At 37.8% G+C, this 19283-nt stretch carries 14 protein-coding genes and 1 tRNA gene; 1 reads left to right on the top strand and 14 read right to left on the bottom strand.

The features are described 5' to 3' along the window. Positions 1-118 precede the first annotated feature (118 nt). From ACFIKU_RS01985 to ACFIKU_RS01930, 12 genes are all read right to left on the bottom strand, one after another. On the bottom strand, positions 119-3325 hold the full coding sequence (locus ACFIKU_RS01985) for a DEAD/DEAH box helicase family protein (protein ID WP_375656523.1): 3207 nt from the start codon (positions 3323-3325) through the stop codon (positions 119-121). 28 nt (positions 3326-3353) lie between these two features. Further along, positions 3354-5270 carry a site-specific DNA-methyltransferase gene (locus ACFIKU_RS01980; protein ID WP_375656522.1) on the bottom strand — a complete coding sequence of 639 codons (1917 nt, stop codon included), beginning with the start codon at positions 5268-5270 and terminating at the stop codon, positions 3354-3356. A gap of 274 nt (positions 5271-5544) precedes the next feature. Next, positions 5545-5685, bottom strand: coding sequence for a hypothetical protein (locus tag ACFIKU_RS01975; protein WP_375656521.1), 141 nt, complete (start codon positions 5683-5685; stop codon positions 5545-5547). A gap of 534 nt (positions 5686-6219) precedes the next feature. Next, positions 6220-6366: a hypothetical protein gene (locus ACFIKU_RS01970; RefSeq protein ID WP_375656520.1), complete on the bottom strand. Its 147-nt coding sequence runs from the start codon at positions 6364-6366 to the stop codon at positions 6220-6222. A 62-nt stretch (positions 6367-6428) separates the two neighbouring features. Continuing rightward, complete coding sequence (locus tag ACFIKU_RS01965; protein ID WP_375656519.1) at positions 6429-6617, bottom strand: DUF2924 domain-containing protein; 189 nt, start codon at positions 6615-6617, stop codon at positions 6429-6431. Positions 6618-7679: 1062 nt separating this feature from the next. Next, positions 7680-7817: a hypothetical protein gene (locus ACFIKU_RS01960; RefSeq protein WP_155915008.1), complete on the bottom strand. Its 138-nt coding sequence runs from the start codon at positions 7815-7817 to the stop codon at positions 7680-7682. 303 nt (positions 7818-8120) lie between these two features. After that, positions 8121-8480 (bottom strand): hypothetical protein, encoded by a 360-nt coding sequence (locus ACFIKU_RS01955; RefSeq protein WP_375656518.1) that lies wholly within the window; start codon positions 8478-8480, stop codon positions 8121-8123. 146 nt (positions 8481-8626) lie between these two features. Beyond that, positions 8627-9184, bottom strand: a complete 558-nt coding sequence (locus tag ACFIKU_RS01950) for a hypothetical protein (RefSeq protein WP_375656517.1) — start codon at positions 9182-9184, stop codon at positions 8627-8629. Then, the gene (locus tag ACFIKU_RS01945; protein WP_375656516.1) at positions 9172-9969 is read right to left on the bottom strand and encodes a beta-hydroxyacyl-ACP dehydratase; all 798 of its coding nucleotides are present in this window, start codon (positions 9967-9969) and stop codon (positions 9172-9174) included. Before ACFIKU_RS01945 ends, ACFIKU_RS01950 begins: the two co-directional genes overlap by 13 nt. Positions 9970-9997: 28 nt before the next feature. After that, positions 9998-10261: a hypothetical protein gene (locus tag ACFIKU_RS01940; protein ID WP_375656515.1), complete on the bottom strand. Its 264-nt coding sequence runs from the start codon at positions 10259-10261 to the stop codon at positions 9998-10000. A gap of 186 nt (positions 10262-10447) precedes the next feature. After that, positions 10448-10524 (bottom strand) — tRNA-His (locus tag ACFIKU_RS01935). Positions 10525-10664: 140 nt separating this feature from the next. Next, the gene (locus ACFIKU_RS01930; RefSeq protein WP_375656514.1) at positions 10665-11747 is read right to left on the bottom strand and encodes a quinone-dependent dihydroorotate dehydrogenase; all 1083 of its coding nucleotides are present in this window, start codon (positions 11745-11747) and stop codon (positions 10665-10667) included. A gap of 1310 nt (positions 11748-13057) precedes the next feature. On the opposite strand from ACFIKU_RS01930, the gene mscL reads away from it, so the two are divergent. Then, on the top strand, positions 13058-13465 hold the full coding sequence (gene mscL, locus ACFIKU_RS01925) for a large conductance mechanosensitive channel protein MscL (RefSeq protein WP_026500234.1): 408 nt from the start codon (positions 13058-13060) through the stop codon (positions 13463-13465). An 18-nt stretch (positions 13466-13483) separates the two neighbouring features. Here mscL and ACFIKU_RS01920 read toward each other — a convergent pair whose 3' ends face one another. Continuing rightward, a complete protein-coding gene (locus tag ACFIKU_RS01920; protein WP_375656513.1) occupies positions 13484-15190 on the bottom strand; it encodes an ATP-binding protein in 1707 nt (568 codons plus the stop codon). A 1128-nt stretch (positions 15191-16318) separates the two neighbouring features. Continuing rightward, positions 16319-18895 carry a DNA translocase FtsK gene (locus ACFIKU_RS01915; protein ID WP_375656512.1) on the bottom strand — a complete coding sequence of 859 codons (2577 nt, stop codon included), beginning with the start codon at positions 18893-18895 and terminating at the stop codon, positions 16319-16321. Between the last annotated feature and the right edge of the window lie 388 nt (positions 18896-19283).

Raw genomic sequence — 19283 nt, 5'->3', positions numbered from 1 at the left:
ATCTATCTTATTGTTGCTTTAAAAATAGATCCTATTAAGTCCTTCACACTTTTAAATTCGTAAAATTTATTTCAAAAAAATATAACGCATTAGCCACAGACCACTTATTCTCCCCACTTCATTCCGCGGCAACGAGTTCAGTACTTTTGGCGCCCCTGCCACCCCCGTCCGTCGCCGACACCCCACGCTTATATTCACGCCAACTTGTCACCGGCTGGTCATTAAACTCAACGCCGGTTTGTAGCGCATCAAAATGCGCTTTTCCGCATTTAATCTTCATCATTTCTTTAAGACGTAGATTAAACTCACTATTTGATCCTTTTGTTTCCAGCACGAAGTAAAGCTTTTGTTCGCCCTCACGCTCTAAAAAGACCGCCCAATCAGGTGTATAAGAACCAATGGGAGTAGCTATTTTAAAACTTCTTGGCAATTTAAAAAACAACCTGACTTCAGGATCATTGTCGAGACTTTGCGCAAACTCTTTCTCCACACTACTTTCATAAACCACATGGTCATACACACTCTTCTCACTCACCACAGCTGTGCGCTCTAAATTCGCCACAAGTTCTTCGCTGGTAAAAAACTCTTGTACACTATATTCTCGCCCTACCAACTTTAAATATTTAATGCCATCAACTATAAGATTAACGTGGGTTTTATTGAGTATTTCTTCTATGCGCTCTAAAAAAGCTTGTGGATTTTTCACAAACTCATGCTCACGACCACTCTTTGTCAAAATACCAATAATTGTCTTTGCGGTTAATTTCAGCTTTAAGGTCAAATAATGTACAATGTTCGGCAGTGCACACAAACTATAATCAAGCGCACTCTGCTTTAATAACTGCTCTTCATAGGTCACACCAGCACTATCCAGTTCTATCTCTGCTGTCTGATAAACCAAATGTGCGGGTGCAACTGGCGCCATTTTTTCCAATGCATCCACTGCTTTGGCGACAAACTCTGTGCGATCAAGCTTTGCACGATAAGTGGTCTTTTTATTGATCTTCTCCCATAAGGACAAAAACTCGGGCGAAGCCACTGTTTGCTTTTTAAGCTTAACCCGCACCTCGCGCGCAGCATTACGAATAATCGGCATGGCTTGGATCGCCTCTAGCGCCTGCATCACAGCCCGCTTTTGCCCTTTACTAAAACGTTCACTTAAATCCAATGTCCCCGCTGCCCATTGCGCTTTTAATGTATCTGTAATTTTTCCTTCTGATGTAAGCAAGGCTTTTTCACGCAACTCAGCCAATACATCAGCAGCCTCTTGCGAAGACATAAACTTTCTTTCCGTCACAGCTGTCACATACGTCAGATCTTGCAGCGTCTCAACATTAATAAGTACGCCCGCATCAATTTTTTTCACAATTTCTTGACGCAATTCGTGTGGCATTTCCTCCGCCCCGATAACTTCAAATTCATTCGCTACCAAATCTTGATTTGCTTTAACCATACCCGCCTCGTCAATCAAATCTTTTGCAACAAGCGTTTTAATAATTTTTTGTGCTTGTGACACTTCCACTTTAGCGGCTACATATTTTACATCTTCATAAACACAGCCAACCAACTTCTCCATCTGCAATGTACCAAATTTATAACCAATATCCGCCTCTAATTCTTTTTGCAATGTACTCACAAACTCAGCAAAGCTTTCATTCACCATAACATGCAGCACATTTATATCTTTATCTTCTACGCGCGCTCCTTGTTGATTGACGCAAAGGCGCAAACCGCGACCAATCTTTTGCCGTGCAGTAAAATTCGATTTTTGCTCGATCAACATACACACTTGAAACACATTCGGATTATCCCAGCCTTCTCTTAATGCCGAATGCGAAAAGATAAAACGCAAGGGGCATGCAAAAGATAATAACCACTCCTTATCACGCATAATCGTGTTATAAGTGTCATCATCGGCTTGACTGTCACCCTTTGTATTCTTATAGACACCCTTCTTGTCTTGCGAGAAATAACCGCCATGCACGTTTCGAACATTTTGCGCAAACTTAGTCCGCAAGGGTGCATATTTCTCTTTCGCCCACAACTCTTCATAACATTCTTCAAACATACGCTCATAAAGCGCTAGCTCTTCATCATTGCTACGATATTTAGCCACTTCATCAATAAAAAACAGTGACAAAACTTTGATCCCTAAAGGTACAAGCCGCAATTCCTTATCTAAATGTGTTTCTATAGTGCGATAAATTTGCGCGCGTTTAAGCTCTATTGTATTCACATCACCAAGCGCGTGACCAAATTTGACGACTTTGGTATCAGAAAACTCAACTGCTTCATCCCCCGCCATGCAATTGATACCCGAAACAATATAGCCCTTATAAAGCTCACGCCCACCTGTAACGCGATACAGATCATCGCCTTGCCTCACTGTAACCGTTTTACGGCTAACAGTGCCATTCTTTCCCGCAATATCCAACTCTAAGCGCGCCTTAAAGCCATGTTCGCGTGATACGGCTTTCAAAGCAATATAGGGACGATTAAAATCTTTCTCTATCTGATTAGAAGAGACACAAATTTGCTTTACCAGTCCTTTTTGATAAGCATCAACAGGTGTTAAACGATATAAAAGATTAATCTCATTTTTATGCGTGGCACTATAGCGGAAAACACAAAGCGGATTAAGGCTCGCAATAGCCTCCTTTGCTTTTGCTGTATTATCCACCGATTGCGGTTCATCTATGATCACAATCGGATTTGTGTCTTGGATATAGCGCATAGCACTTTCGCCATTCAGTCTATCTTGCGGAAGGTTGATAATATTTTCTGCTTTTTTAAATGCATCAATATTGATAATCATAATTTCAATATTGGTAGAGCTTGCAAATTGGCGAATTTGCGAAAGATCTTTTGAATTATAAATAAAATAACGATAGGGCAGATTATCAAACTCTGCTTGAAAATGTTCCCTCGTTACCTGAAGTGATTTATATACCCCTTCGCGAATAGCAACACTTGGTACGACAATAATAAATTTGGTAAAGCCATAGCGTTGATTTAACTCAAAAATCGTCTTGCTATAGACATAAGTTTTGCCTGTTCCCGTTTCCATCTCAATAGAAAACTGCTTTTGCTCTAGCGTCTCACTTACCAAGAGTTTACTGTTCTGTTGCACCTCTCGTAAATTTGCTAATATGCTTTCATCACTGATCAATAATTGATTACCATAACCAAATTCATTTAATGCTAATTGTCCTTGTTCTGAATGCAAAGCAAAAGAAGAATCCCGTCGTGGTTGGCCTTTAAATAAATCAATGACGCTTTTAACCGCATCATTTTGAAATTCTTGTTGTTTAAATTTAAGTTTCATATTGCCGCCACAATCGTCTCTCTATAGTTTAAATTTTATCAAAACTTACTTCATTGTCTTTAAAGATAAAGTTGCAATTAATAAGCGCCTCGTCACTTTTAAAGGCCGCATCAAGCGCTACGATTTTTACGGGCAAATACTTTATCATCTCTTCCGCATCTTCGGGTTCAAAGGGTGGGTCTATGGCTATAATCACCAAGATATCGCCTTCGCTCTCACCTATATAATAGAATTTTTTGCCATTGATTGGTAAAGGATAAATTTTAAAATCCAGTGGCCAACCATATTTAAGTATGATCTCGAAGATAATATCTTGATGAGAGCGCTCAGGATTCACCCCCTGCAAAATATGACCCAAACGCATTTGCAATTGTTCTTTAACATCAAGTGCATTCGGATCAATCGGGCTATCGTCCCATATGGAAAAGTTGGAACTATCGAGCTCTAGCACGCGAAATCCGGTGTCTAGAGGCTGCTCGCGTGTGAGTTCTGCTTCATGCTTTTGCTTGATTTGTGCACCAGCACGGCGAATACGTTCGCTACCTATATCGCAGATAGTTTTATAACCAGCCTTATAGGCTTCGCTCTTTTCATCACATAATTCAGGCAATTGCACCATGATGAATTTGCGATTACCACCATCTTCGGCATTCAAAGCCATCACTGCATGCGCCGTTGTACTAGAACCAGCAAAAAAATCGAGAATGATGTCGTCTTTGTTCGTACCGATTTGCATGAGCAATTTTATGAGTTTGGTAGGTTTAATATATTCAAACAATCCTTGAATATGCATTAATTGATCAATTTCACGTTTGGAAAAAGCGGTATCACCTGAAAACTCTCGTTTAAAAATTCCTGCAAATTCTTCATCAAAATTGGCATCGATTTCCTTGCCGAAAAAAGTCGTAGGAACCAACCCATCTTGAGTCTCATTTAAAAACCTTTTAATCATAGGATAGGATTCCCCTTCACCCCATATGATCTCATTATTAGCAATTTTCTCTTTCAAAATTTTTTCGCTAAAACGCCAATACCCACCTTGGGGGCGTTTTAACATGACACCATTAGGCTTCGTAATTGTATAATCTGCCGCATAAGGTTTATGCGCAGTAATAGGGTCTGCTTTCCAAGGACCCTTGGGGTGATTATCTGGATTCCTATATGCAGAGCTATCCTGCCGTGGTAGTAAATTCCTCTTAAAATTTTCCTTATACTTTGCGTAGCATATAATATATTCATGGCTGACAGAAAAATATTTCGCTGAATTCTTGCGCGTGTGAACCTTCTCCCACACCAATTGCGCGACAAAATTCTCTTCGCCAAACACCTCGTCGCACACTTTGCGCAAATTATGCACTTCATGATCATCAATCGAGATAAAAATCACCCCATCGTCACGCAATAAAGTCTGTGCCAAACGCAAGCGCGGATAGATCATATTGAGCCACGCAGTGTGAAACCGCCCCATTGTCTCAGGGTTCGATTTTGTCGTTTGGCTCGTCACTTCCTTATAGCGTGCTAACGGGTCTTTAAAATCATCACAATAGATAAAATCATTCCCCGTATTATAGGGCGGATCAATATAAATCATCTTCACTTGACCAAAATAAGACCGCTGGATAAGCTTTAAAACTTCAAGATTATCGCCCTTAATATAAAGATTATGTGTATTATCGAAGTTTACGCTCTCCTCGCGCTTCGGGCGCAAAGTCGCAAGTGAAGGCTTTTGCGCAAGCTTTAAACTTGCCCCCTTGCCCTTCCATTCAAATTTGAACTTCTCAAAATCATTATCGATATATTCGCCGCATAGATTCAATAACTGATCTATGTCCAACTTTCCCTCAGTAAAACATTGTGGAAAGACTGCTTTTAACTTTTCTATGTCTGGATTAACAGGGCTTTGACTCATGCCCTCTATTTTATCTTTACCCGCTATTATACTCATCTTTGCGCTTCTCTGTTACACTTAGTATAAAATGTCTATGAATATTTCTTTTCTACGTCGCAATTCCTTTTATCCTATTTATTTCTGTATCCTCTGCAAATTTACTTGCACGAAAAGTTCGTATAAGCTGTTCTCTTTATTTTTTAAAGTTTCTTGTGCTTGTTTTATTTCTTTTTGCTTACGCAAGTCAGCTAAATCAATTCACATTACCACGCTTTGATCATCTGGCTTTTTTTGCCTTGCTTTGCAAGAGCAATGATTTCGCAACTCTAAGTTAGGTACACTGTTTTGCATAATAACGACAGTGATTTTCTATTTCTTCTTGTGCACTATTATGGCGCTTACAAACATTATCAATAATCTTATCAATTGGCACAAGTCCATCAAAAATATGACTATCTTCTGGTGTTGTCACATTTCTAATCCAACAAATCGAGGAGATGTATCGCCAATTTGACAACATGTCACCACGGATAATTTTAAAATTGCTTCACATGTGACCTAGTCAAGCACATACCAGTACTATCACGAACAACCAAAACATAAATTTCTTCATCATTTATTTTGATGCAATAAAAACAAATTTCACAAGGGATTATGTCGGCATCCACTTCTAGTTCTTCCTTATCCGTGCAAGCAAGATTTGCTAAAATACTTTTTATAGTGAGTGAGAGCACTCTCAAACGCTCGCTAGCAGGTTGAAAATCCTTCTCATGCCATAAAACGCTTTACCTTTATAGGTTTTATACTGTGCGCCAGATTCATAATAAATATAGCTCTTATCATTTTGTCTCGGAATGATTTGTGTTGCCTTATTAATCATATAATTAGACTCATGTGTAAACCATGCTTTTACAATTTGCCATAGGAGTGTATTAATCTCTTGCACTCGCTCCTTAAATATATTGTGGTATGATTTTTACATTATCAGCAATGTTGGTATTAATCGCTAACCTTCATGACAATAGGCTTTAACAAAGCTTTCACCTGCTTCTCTTTGTGCGTCCAGCGAGTTAAACTCTTTCTCTAAGCCTTTTTCGGTTAATTTACGTCTATATATAGTGCTGTGTATTTGTTTTATCGCTTGTTTACGCACCTTTCTTGTCCCTTGCCATCCTCTCATCCCTGCCTTATAAGGACAAAAAACAAATGGACATCCTAATTAATGCCGGTAATATGCTTGAAAATAGCGCTCAAGCCTTTGTAAATCTTGCTCTCATATTGATAGCCTTTTGGCACCACAAGCACATGATGCGTTTGGCCTAAATAATTGTCGCGGCACAATTGTGTACCAACAACAGGCACTTTTCTTTTGCGTGCTCTTTCGTTTTTTAACCGGCTGTTCATCGCGCCAAAAGGCCAGTGTCTCTTAACTTAAACCACCATATTCTAGCACTTGTACGCGATAAGCCAGCTTAGCTTCATGGACAGTGTTTCTTTAGTGCGCCCTAGCGCATCCTCACTGAAATAAGTTGTGCCATAAGGCTTTGGGCTCCTACATTGACGTATATTTTACAGTGGCTATTTCTTGCTCTAATTGTTCACAACTCATTGTCTAATTCTCTCGACACATGAATGTTCTATTTCCTCGATTAGTCCAGAAAATAGTGCGTGTCCACAAAGTCAGACAAAAATGCAATTATGTTGAAAAATAACCAACGCTCAGCGCAAAAAAACAATTTATCCTTTTTCATTGGATAGCTCACAGCTCACCTCCCCCTTCTCCACACTTAGAACACATAAACCTAAGCTTATTGATCACGTTTTTCTGTATACCTCAATCGATCAAACACAATTTAAATAAACGCCTAAATAATGACCGTGTCTGCTAACTATACGCCTAAGCTTGTTGCTGCTATATGTCTACCGTGCACCCAAGCTTGCGGATTTGCATCTTATCTCCCACAATAAGGTGCGCTTGCACACCCAAAACGAGTGATTTTTATCCTATTGAGAATAAATCATAAATTTAGCAGAAACCTTCTTAGACGAAGTCTCGGCTAAAATGAAACGGTTTGGACATTTTTAATAAAAAGAGAAAAAAATTCATCCTCTCAAGGTCACTGCTACATTACCGATCGTACGTAAAAAGACCAAAAGTGCAGATTTCTTAAAGGCAAAAAATAAGAGAAATGAGAATAGTTGTATAAAGACAAATGGTACTGCACGCGATACATCAGTGCTAACGTTCTCTTAAAAAACACACAGATAATTAATCAGCTTCAAAAAACAACCTTACCAATGAAGTACTAGCTAGAGGGTTGCATGCACAACGCAATAATGGCACACTGATTCCCACAAGCGTGCTTCACATATTGCACGCATAGCCTGTACAGAGTCTACCGCTCCTAAATACTCAAACGTAAAAACGTAATGCTACTGGATCGTATAGTGACCGCAGTTGCACCCTTAAACACCGGTTCCTCCCCATATCATAATGCTTGACAAAAGCATCATGCCATCATAGCAACGGCTTTGCGTAGGGGTTCCACAACATAGTTCTACAAATTGTTGACGCATTGCCAAGCTAACAGTTTTCTTGCCCACCTACGCCAATGAGACCATCACTATCCTCTTTTTTGAATCGTAAAACAAAATGATTAGCATGAGCGATAAACCATCTGCTCAAAATCAAGCTAGCTTAAACTCATAGCATTCTAAACCTTTAGGCTCACTCTGCCCCCAAGGGGGGTATAGTCAGATATATCACTTCCGTCACGTATTCACGCGTTGGGATAAAAAATCTGAAACTATGAGGTAACGCTGCATTTGTATGCAGCGTTGTTGTTAGGTATAAGCTTCTATTGAGATAGTTCTAATGGGAAGCACCCACAGCTAATGGTATAAGGATTAATTTCGATTCTTTCGAAATGCTATATATAAATTTAATGTGCCGCCCCAAAACACACCATCAGTGAACCCACTTAAAAGACCAAAAAGAAGGTTAAAATCAAATACATATTTCAAATCAGGTTCAATATTGAGAAAAACAATCAATATGAATTTGATGACAAAAGCGATAAGAATAAATATCAGCGTCAACGGCGTACCATGCCGAATAATTAAATCCGTTCCCTCTTTGATTTTTAAACGCGGAGTGGCACGCCAGAGCAACCAGCCAACGCCAAAGCCGATCATCAGCCCTGCCAACATTGCGATTGCTCCCCAGCGTGGGAAAGCCAGCTGGTTAATCACATCGCTTGCGCCCAAAAAAAAGAAAGATTAACGGCAAGAGAAAAAGGCGGTAAACCTTCGTTTCCCTATCTTTCAATGCGATTATTCCCCTCGCGATGAGAAAAATAAGCAAAATCCAGGCCCATAAAGGGGTTCCAGTCAGAATGTTAAACAATGACATATTATGCTCCATGATGTTTGATGCGATAAAAATATTGCATGATGTTAGGAAGATATTTAGAAAAAAGAATACCAGCACAAATTAAACCCATAGTGACCAACCAAAGCTGGGGGAGCCATGCAAAAAAAGCCACTAGAAGACCATTGGCAAAAAAAATGATTACCCAAATCCATGTAATATATTTATTGATGAGATAAAATAGGATATGTTTGCGTTTTTCTTCAGAAACACCAGCAGGAGCATAAAAAATGGTAAAGGGTTTCTTTACCAGCAAGCTCATCAATGAAACCAGAGCAAGTGACAGATAGCAAAAAACTGTGGGGTAGTTCAGCAAAAGTGTAGACCATCCAGCGAAATAATTAACAAACAGGACAACAACTGTCAGAATGTTCGTAATCATCACGGGTTCTCCCTGTCGGATAATTTTAATATTCAGAGCAATAATGAACAATAAAAGCACAGTTAAGATGAGAGAGCGTTCGACCAGAGTTAAAACGTTTCCATTGATAACCCAGGAGTAAATACTCCACGGAATAAAAGAGATTATTATGTTAAACATGGCGCATCCTCCTTTTTATATTTGATAGAAAACTTACCGCAAGTGCTTCGTTTTTTAGTTTCCGTATGAATATAAAAAACGCCACCCGGTTCATACTCTGTATCCTGTTTAATGGTCAACTGATAGGTATCTCCCGGATAAACTGCTTCAATGAACTTTACTTTTTTCAGCGCAACAGATGCGATATTTTTCGCCCTACCCTGCATGGACAAAGCCAGAACCATCTCAATCAATAGTGAACCAGGGCATACGGCGCGGGAGGGGAAATGTTCCTCAAAAAGCGGGTGATGAGCATTAAAGGAAAAAGTACAAGAATCTCCGGTTACGGAGGAAATCTTACATAAATCGCCTAGTAATGGAAGAGCGACTTTCTCAGAACACGAGCTAAGGAAGCAGACCTTACTGACCATGATGATTGCCTGCGCAATAACGGCCCTGTCATTGCCGTATAGGCTGGCCTTACAGTGAATACGGTAGGCCTCATTAATGCGTTCAATATGTCCTTCAACGCATAACCGATCGCTATCAAAATGAGTGGTAGAGAAAAACTGTTCAACCATAACAGGGAGATAGCGATAAGTGAGATCCGAGTTTTTAGCCACCATGGTGGCGAATCGAACTGAAAACTGATGCAAGGCTTCGAGTAACAAGCCCTGTTTCAAATAGTTATGGGCTAAATTCCAGTGAGAAATATCGATTTGCCCGCAAGCACGCATCGGTGTGGTTAAGGTGATACTCTGACATATACCCAAGAAATTTGGCTCGGTGCGATGCTTTATAGCCATAATTGGGGGACCTTTTTATATTTTTTTCTTAAATCCTTTGATGATAAACCAAAGGAATGAGCACTAAACCGCGCTTGATAGTGCGCGAAAAGTATCGGCATACGACAAACGAAAAAGCCAACAATCCCAGCTCAGGAGAAGCCCAATGTTTGCTCATGATGCTTGCAATTAGAAAATCGACATTGGGTTGCAGTCCTGTATTGTCCGAAATAGATCGCGCAAGCGAACTGAAGGGGCGCATAGGCACCTGAAAGCGTGAAAAAAAGAAATAAACCCTGACATCCCGTTGCATAATCGGGTGACCAAACCCTAGCCAAGGTTTGTCTTTGCAATAATGCGTTACCGCCGCCTCAAGATGCCCGACTTCAACCTCATGGAGGACACTAGAAAGTCGCATGATAGCATATTTGTAGGCTCCTATATGCGCGGGACCAGTAGCACAAAACCCACCGATTAGTGCAAGAAATAACGTCGCTCTTGGTACGGTTGGTGGGATTTGAACCTACGACCTCTGGTGCCACAAACCAGCGCTCTAACCAACTGAGCTACAACCGCATAAAAGAAAATGTATCATAACTGTTCACGATTTCGTAAACATTTATTCTCATGCTTATGTGACATAAGGAAAATCAACAAAGTTTGCAAGCCCCTTTAAAAAAATCTCGCAATTTTTTGTGAAGAAAAAAGCGTTTTTTTTACAAAGAAAATTTTGCCCAATGCTCAAGACTATGATCACGATAGTCTTTTATGTTATCAACACCGTCTTGTTGCATCATCTGCAAAATCTCTTTCAGAATAGTTATGACAAGATTTGGACCTTCATAAACCATCCCACTATATAATTGAATTAAATCTGCGCCAGCTTTTACTTTTTCCAAAGCGGTTTGTGCGTCCTTTACACCGCCAACACCAATAATGGCAATCTCCTTCCCTAATTTTTGACGCATTTTTGCAAGCACAATGGTAGAGCGCTCAAAAAGTGGACATCCAGAAAGCCCCCCCTCTTCATTACTGAGGTGACTATTGCTGAGACCTTGGCGTGAAAGAGTTGTATTCGAAACAATCAGTCCATTAAAATCAGAAAGTTTTATTTCTTCAGCAACATCATCTAATTCTTTCTCTGATAAATCGGGAGCAATTTTTAAAAAAATGGGAATGGAGAATCCATGCTTGTTCTCTTGCTCTTTTCGCACTTGCGAAATTGCATTCAACAAAAGATGCAAACTGTCACGGGCCTGTAAATCACGTAAACCTGGTGTATTAGGAGAAGAAATATTAACCGTAAAATAATCAGCAACATCATAAAAATGAGCAATACCAACAGTATAATCATCAATCTTATCGACCGTATCCTTATTGGCTCCAATGTTGACTCCTACAACACCCGTTTTTTTACACGCACGCAATCTATTGTAAACAACTTGATGTCCATCATTATTAAAGCCCATTCTATTAATAATCGCTTCATCTTCTTTTAAACGAAAAAGCCGTGGTTTAGGATTTCCAATCTGAGGCTTTGGTGTCACTGTCCCAATTTCAGTAAAACCAAATCCTAAACGAAAAATACCATCCACAACCTCTGCATTTTTATCAAACCCCGCTGCAAGACCAATAAAATTTTCAAACTCAAGCCCAGCAACAGTTACACACAAACGTTTATCGATAACCTTTTGACAGCCATTTAACCCACTTTTCAGCCCGAGAATCGCTAAACAATGTGCTTGCTCTGGATCCAACAAAAATAAAGCAGAACGGCCAATACAACGAAAAAAACTCATCAATCCTTCTCCACAACATAAAAATGATCCATCGCACCTCACCTCTATCTTTTAACACAAAAGATCACTAATCAAAGAGAGCATATTATCCAAATAATATTCCCCTTCTAGAAGAAAACTCATCATATAATAGCCATACATGTTTATATTGATGTACACTGTGCAAAAGACTTTTTATTCTCAAAAAATGTTTCTCTTTTTCGACATTTTTCAAAGATTAAAATGTGAATCCTAATCTTATAAAATGCAGCATGAATTGAAACATCAATGGCTCTTCATCAAAGCCATGATTTTGTGACGTCTCATGTAAGCGAGCGAAGAATTCTCTTAAAAATGCACGCAAATTATCCCTATTACCAAAGTTCCTTTGTATAATATTGTTGCCAATAGAAACAGAGCTTGCTCTATAAAGCTATTTTTTTCCAGCATTTATAGAATACATGGTTCATAAAATCATCTAAATTCATAGCCATTTATTAGCAACAGTATATTCAATCGTTTGTACTCTATTGACAAAATTTTGAAGAATCTGCGTTGTTTTCTTTGCCATTTCTGATGCGCTAAATATAATTTTGCATCTATAAGTGCTCTGTCTAACATATAGTTTAAGTAATGACAGTTGATCATTGAACCCGCACCTATTATACCAACGACTTCCAAACAAAAATGATCTTGCAAACCCTAAAGCTCTGCTATTTATAAACTGATACAATCTTCCAGCAGATGAAATGTGTTTCTTCCATCGGAATTATCGCCATTTTAGCTCATGAAACCCAGTAAAAATAGCTTTTAGATAAGCCATAATACCCTCCTAATTGCTATTATCGCTTACTGAATTAAGAGGAATAAATTATAAGTTTTACTCCTGCTTCATCTATCTATTTCTTCCATCAGTGCTTATATTTTTTATTCCTAAATTCTCTTTTTATGACAAAATGTTATGCCAATATATGTACTTCATTTGAGAAGCTTTCTGATAGCTCAGTTTCCAACACTGCTCATTTTGTGGTATTGTGTAAAAATCTCTCTTTTTAATGTTAACATAAAAATATTGAGGCAATTATACAATTTAAGCTACAGTTGCCTACTTTCTGTTGAAAAATATAGTTTTTATCAAAAAAGCTTTTCTCTCAGAAAGGTTCTATGTACATTCAAATAGAGCCCTAAAATTCTTTATTAAACCTTATAAAGTTCTTTGAAAATAAGATTAATATTGTAATATAATCCTAAAAATAAAATCTGCCCTTTCCTTTTTCATCAAAAGCGGTAAGTAAATTACCGTATATCGCTTATATAAAGGGGAAAACGCAATGCTTAAAGAATTCAAAGAATTTGCCCTAAAAGGTAATATGATTGATCTTGCTATCGGTGTGATTATAGGGGGCGCTTTTGGTAGCTTGGTCAACTCAATTGTCAATGATATTTTTATGCCAATCATTGGACTGATTACAGGTGGAATTGATTTTTCTAATATGTTTATTCAACTTGCTGGCGAAAAACAAGCAACATTGAGTGCAGCCAAAGCAGCTGGAGCAACCATTAGCTATGGACACTTTATTACTTTACTTATCAATTTTCTCATTATTGCTTGGGTTCTTTTTTTATTCGTTAAAGCTATGAATAAAATCCGTAGAAAAGAAGAAGAAAGCCCCAAAAAAACGTCTTCAGAAGAACAACTTTTAACAGAAATTAGAGATCTTTTGGCTAAGAAAAAATAATTTTATGCAAGATTTACATCATGGAACACGAGGAAAAAACATTTCCACAGTTGTTCCATGATTGGGTTTTGAGAATAATAAAAATTGTCCCCCACTTTCTTCTACCATTGCTTTACACATTGGGAGGCCTAAACCTGTTCCTATAAAAGCGCTATCACCAGATCGGCCATCTTTGCGCTCTACTTGACCATAAGGTTGCAGTGCCTTTATAATTTCTTCTTCGTTCATCCCTATACCATTATCACTCACTGAAATTTTTACACGTTCTTTTCTATAAGAAACGTGAACAATAATCTGTCCACCCAAAGGTGTAAAACGAATAGCATTAGAAAGAAGATTCCATATAATCTGGCGAAACACTTGTTGTGATACAGGAATAAATGGAACATGAGGTGGAGCAACAATACGCATGATAATGCCGTTCTGATTGGCTTGAGTTTCAAGAAAAGCTATCGTCGCACGTAAACAAGATATCACATCAAATGTTTCAGAAATAAGGGAAGAATCAATCTGATTATTGGAACCAGAATAATTTATCTTCGAGCACTCTAGTAATTGATTAATCAGCAATAATATATGTTTTCCAGAGGAAATAATATCGCGTAAATATCCATGATAACGCTCATTTTCTATCGAACCAAAGCGGCCTTCTCTCATAATTTCTGCAAAACCAATAAGAGCATTCAAAGGTGTTCGTATTTCATGAACAACCCCAACAATTTTATCCTCTTCTGCTTTTTTTTCTTCTGATGGAACTGTTTGTGTCCTATTACGCAACATAACAGCATAATTGCCTTGCTGTGCCAAAAATACAATCGTTATCAAAACGGTTATATTTTTATGATTTTTCGTCATTAAATCAGCTGTTTCTCTGCGATTTAAAACCTGATTTTTCCCCTTCACACGGATTGATTTAAAATATTTTTCAACCAAAAGTCGGCTTTGTAAAGTAAATAATGAAAAGAGTGGCTGTCCTCGTAGTTCATTTATTTCATAACCCATTAATGCTAAAGCTGCCCTACTTGCTGATTGAATAAAGCCCTCTTCATCCAACCATAAAACACCATCTGTTGCTGTATCCAACAATGATAAAACTGCAGCGGGCTCTTTTACGAGAGCTTGTTCTACAGCATTTACCGGCAATGTTTGTGCATATGGTAACTGAATAGCAGTTTCTTCAACTAAATTTTCTTCTTTTATCGATGAATTCAATTCATCACGCAATTGCTCTGCAATTGCATGAAAAGCTGAGCGTTCTATCTCCGTAAGACATGGCATTTCCATTTCCAGCTTTTCATCTCTTTTTTCCTGGATTTTTTTTCGTATTTTTAAAACACCAAAGCCACGAAACCCCTTAAGCTGCTTTTTAACATCAAAAATTGGCAAAGCCGACAATTCAACATCAAGCCATTGTAAGCAACCATCAACAGGCCATTGAACAATCTCTTTACTCCAAGGCATAGCCGCTTCAATGAAACGACTGAGAACCAGATATCGATCATCATGAAATTGATGAGCAAGCTCATGAAAACTACATCCTAAAATAGAGGAAGAGAGAGGACCAACAACTTCAGCTAGCTCTTTTGAGACTTCACAAAATAAACCATTGTGATCGATTTCCCACGTAAAAGGCCGTGGCAAAAGCTCTGGCGTAAAACGAAAAGCTTCTTGCTGACATTTTAATTCATTTGTATTTAACTTTAACTCATCTGCTTTTAATGGCATAACTAAAACTAAAAAAGTGTTGGATTTACTCTCAAATGAATAATGCTAATTTGTTTACAATTATCTATTCTGGTTAAAATAACTCTATAACTCATATCAATTGTCTGTAGCAAAATTTTGACTGTTTCATCAACAAAACAAGAATTAAAAGAAACTTCCAACTCTTGTTTCTTATTCACGCATTATTGTAATAAATCTTATTACAATAATGGTAACATTTCCCTCGCATAAATAGTACTCAAAAAGAATACACTTATTTTACGCATTCATGCTCCTGTTTAAAAAGATATCTCCCAAAATCCCCAAGCTTATTTTACGACGGCATCCGTAAATGGTGTGATGTAAAAGTCCCCATAGAGATATCAAGGCATTGTGCATTACCATTTTTATGCTTACAAAAGAGCTAGTTAGCACCATCATTATACTAATTTCAGCCCCTAATATTGCCAATAGTTTTTGGCATTTGAAGGCGTTCATAAGCAGCATTTTTATTTTTTAAACTTTTTTACCCCTACATTATTATGATACGCAAGAAAATAGTTTTAATTGTTTCAACAGAAACAGATTTGAAATGAGAAAATCTTACGATATTTGAAACTTCTATTCAATATTTATAATGACCAATTATCATTATAAATCAATATCTTGCATTATAAAAATAAAAATTTCTTTTTCAAATAAAGCTTCTCGTAAGAACACCTTTCTTGAGCCAATAATATCAAATGATAATAAATTCAGCGTAGCGCTTTAAAGTACCCAATGCAACAGAACTTGCATATTAGGTACTTTTTATGATGCTCTCAATAATATCCCAAAGATCTTTCTTTCATTAGAATGGCTATAGAAGAGAAAACAAATCATCTATTCTCATATAAAGATTTGTTTAATTTCTTTACATGCCATATCATTTAGAAATGTTAAAAATATTTTCCCCCTTTTGGTTTCAGTTTGTTTACCTCATCAGTAGTCACAAGATCGGTTTTGCTTTATTATTCTCCACTCAATTTTTTGATATTATTACAGATAATGAATACGTGGTCACATCTGCTTTCAAAAATAAAACAAGCATTCGCTATTTAAATAATGACTGTCAAACATTTTAAAAATCGCACATTTTAATGTGCTTTTTTATTTTCCTTCATTGAGTAAAATTTCACGTTTTCCAACATGATTAGCGGCTCCAACAATGCCTTTTTCTTCCATCCGCTCAACAAGAGAAGCTGCTTTATTATAGCCGATAGAAAGTCGGCGCTGAATATAAGATGTTGAACATTTTTTATCACGCATAACAATCTTTACAGCTTGATTATAAAGCTCCTCTCCCTCTTCATCAAAATTTTCTTCCTCAGAAACTTCAACCGTTGAATCCGCAGAAGCATCCTCTTTGTTATCGTCTTCATTATCCGTGACGGTTGCTAAATAATCGGGTTTTCCTTGCAGTTTAAGATGTGCAACAATGGATTCAACTTCTTCATCAGAGACAAAAGGTCCATGAACGCGTACAATACGCCCCCCACCTGCCATATGAAGCATATCTCCTTGACCTAAAAGCGTTTCAGCACCTTGTTCACCCAAGATCGTGCGACTATCAATTTTTGAGGTCACTTGAAAAGAAATGCGGGTAGGAAAGTTCGCTTTAATTGTCCCTGTGATAACATCAACAGAAGGACGCTGCGTTGCCATAATAAGATGAATACCTGCCGCACGCGCCATTTGTGCTAAGCGCTGAATGGCATTCTCTATTTCTTTCCCTGCCACCATCATGAGATCAGCCATCTCATCAACAATCACAACAATATAAGGAAGCTGCGTAAGATCCATGGCTTCTTCATGATAAAGCATTTCTCCTGTTTCCTTATCAAAACCAGACTGAACAGTACACATGATCGTTTCGCCTTTTTGAGCCGCAAGTGCAACGCGTGCATTAAAACCATCAATATTACGTACCCCTAACTTAGCCATTTTGCGATAACGCTCTTCCATTTCACGAACCGCCCATTTTAAAGCTGTTACCGCTTTTTTAGGATCTGTTACAACAGGTGTTAAAAGATGTGGAATGCCATCATAAACAGAGAGCTCTAGCATTTTAGGATCAACCATGATCAAACGACACTGTTGTGGTGTCATGCGATAAAGAATTGACAAAATCATTGTATTAATTGCTACGGATTTGCCTGATCCTGTTGTTCCTGCAACCAACAAATGAGGCATTTTTGCTAATTCTGCAATGACGGGTTCACCATTAATCCCTTTCCCCAAAGCAAGAGCAAGTTTAAATTCACTTTCACGAAAAGAACGTGTTTGAATTAATTCCCTTAAATAAACGGTTTCACGAACCGTATTGGGTAACTCAATCCCAATAACATTCCGTCCAGGAATGACAGCAACGCGTGTAGAAATAGCAGACATAGAACGTGCAATATCATCAGAAAGATTAATAACGCGCGATGACTTTACACCCGCAGCAGGCTCAAATTCATACATTGTAACCACTGGCCCTGGATGTACATGGATAATTTCACCCTTAATGCCAAAATCTTCCAAAACACTTTCCAAAAGCCCTGCACCGCGTTCTAATGTTTCTTGAGGAATCATCGTGCCTTCATGAAAAACAGGTTCCTGTAATAAATTGATCGGAGGAAACTCATAAACATCACTGTCAATAGATTGAATATTTTGCATAAAAGCAGAATCATAATTGCTTAATGGTACGCGGGTAGATTGCAATATTTTCGTTTTACCATTTGCTCGCATAACAGACAAATCTTTTGAATTCGATGTGACAGCGTTTGTTGTGCAATCGACAATATTATTGTTTTTTTTCGTCTCTATACTAGCCCCAGAATCGCTTAGTACCTCAATATCGTTTAACGCTCTTGTATCACTTAACGTATGAGCGGAATCTTCAACAGAAAGCTTAGAATGATATTCTTTGGTAATATCACTATTCGTATGCATTAAATCAGAAATTTGCTCAACCCCTCGCATCCTTTCCGCTGGAGATTCTGATGTAATTGAATCATAGAGTTGTGGAAAGCGGTATTCGAGAACACGGTAAAGAGCAGTTATTGACTCATCAAAGGCTGTGGGAATATCAGGTGTAATTTCATTTGTCGTGTCAATCGATGTTCTATCTTCTTTTGATATTTGAGTATCCATATGTTCAAATATCAAAGATCCACATTCAAAAAATGCATCATCGGAAAGATGCCAAGCAGGATTCATTTTTTGTAGCACATTTTCTACTTGTAATTTATGCTCTTGTTTATCCTCCTCAAGTGAGATATTTGCTGACGGCATACAAGTAGCTTGTCGTGACAACTGCTTCAAAACTGTTGAATGACAAACCGGCGTTTTATTTTCTATTGATTGAGGATTAATGACTTTTTTCGTCGATGGAACGTTTGGTGTTTTCTTGTTACAACGTACAATATCTGTATCTGTAATTTTTTTTTGATCTTGCTTCGTAAAAATTTTAAACTGTTTTGCAAATACTGGATCTGTTTCTATACGACGACGCAAAATCTCAACTTCTGGGGTTCGCGTGAAACGGACATTCTTTCCGAGGGTAAATGCCTTTTTCCACACTTCCGGATAAGGAAATATCTCAGTAATCTTAATAGATAAATCTTCTCTTGATGCACCTTTCGTACTATCATCAGAAAAAGAGGACGTAGAAATAGATTTTGTTTTCGAATTTTGCATGGCACCCAACAAATTTATAGCAATGAGAAAAATAACCTTTTCAAAAAGAATTCGTAGAAACTATCATACGAAGGTTAATAACCTTTTGCTGATGGTTACGTTTTAATGAAAAAATAATGCCATAATGCATATTCATAATCTCCCTTCTGCATATTGACGATATAAACTGTCTATACCTCTCTTTCTCTCCCATTTCATAAAAGCAGTTAGTCCCAATAATACAAATGGGGTATATAAGCATTGCTCTATTGAATTCTCCATGCTCAATTATCATGATACAATCTAATTTCTCGCATTTTTATAAGATTACCCTTGTTATCCTCGTTTAAAACGGCTTAGACTAAGATAATCATAATTAAACAAACACAAATAGAAAAAAGGGAATGAA

The sequence above is a fragment of the Bartonella sp. CM120XJJH genome (genome assembly GCF_042194715.1).
Classification (GTDB): domain Bacteria; phylum Pseudomonadota; class Alphaproteobacteria; order Rhizobiales; family Rhizobiaceae; genus Bartonella.
The sequence above is the reverse complement of the archived record's forward strand: the minus strand, read 5'-3'. Positions and strand labels throughout refer to the sequence as shown.

What these genes read in the sequence shown, in the direction of transcription:
- ACFIKU_RS01950 (WP_375656517.1), bottom strand. Translation starts at nt 9,184, where the DNA reads ATGTTTAACATAATAATCTCTTTTATTCCGTGGAGTATTTACTCCTGG.
- ACFIKU_RS01965 (WP_375656519.1), bottom strand. Translation starts at nt 6,617, where the DNA reads ATGAACAGCCGGTTAAAAAACGAAAGAGCACGCAAAAGAAAAGTGCCT.
- ACFIKU_RS01920 (WP_375656513.1), bottom strand. Translation starts at nt 15,190, where the DNA reads ATGCCATTAAAAGCAGATGAGTTAAAGTTAAATACAAATGAATTAAAA.
- ACFIKU_RS01940 (WP_375656515.1), bottom strand. Translation starts at nt 10,261, where the DNA reads ATGCAACGGGATGTCAGGGTTTATTTCTTTTTTTCACGCTTTCAGGTG.
- ACFIKU_RS01915 (WP_375656512.1), bottom strand. Translation starts at nt 18,895, where the DNA reads ATGCAAAATTCGAAAACAAAATCTATTTCTACGTCCTCTTTTTCTGAT.
- ACFIKU_RS01945 (WP_375656516.1), bottom strand. Translation starts at nt 9,969, where the DNA reads ATGGCTATAAAGCATCGCACCGAGCCAAATTTCTTGGGTATATGTCAG.
- ACFIKU_RS01985 (WP_375656523.1), bottom strand. Translation starts at nt 3,325, where the DNA reads ATGAAACTTAAATTTAAACAACAAGAATTTCAAAATGATGCGGTTAAA.
- ACFIKU_RS01930 (WP_375656514.1), bottom strand. Translation starts at nt 11,747, where the DNA reads ATGAGTTTTTTTCGTTGTATTGGCCGTTCTGCTTTATTTTTGTTGGAT.
- ACFIKU_RS01980 (WP_375656522.1), bottom strand. Translation starts at nt 5,270, where the DNA reads ATGAGTATAATAGCGGGTAAAGATAAAATAGAGGGCATGAGTCAAAGC.
- mscL (WP_026500234.1), top strand. Translation starts at nt 13,058, where the DNA reads ATGCTTAAAGAATTCAAAGAATTTGCCCTAAAAGGTAATATGATTGAT.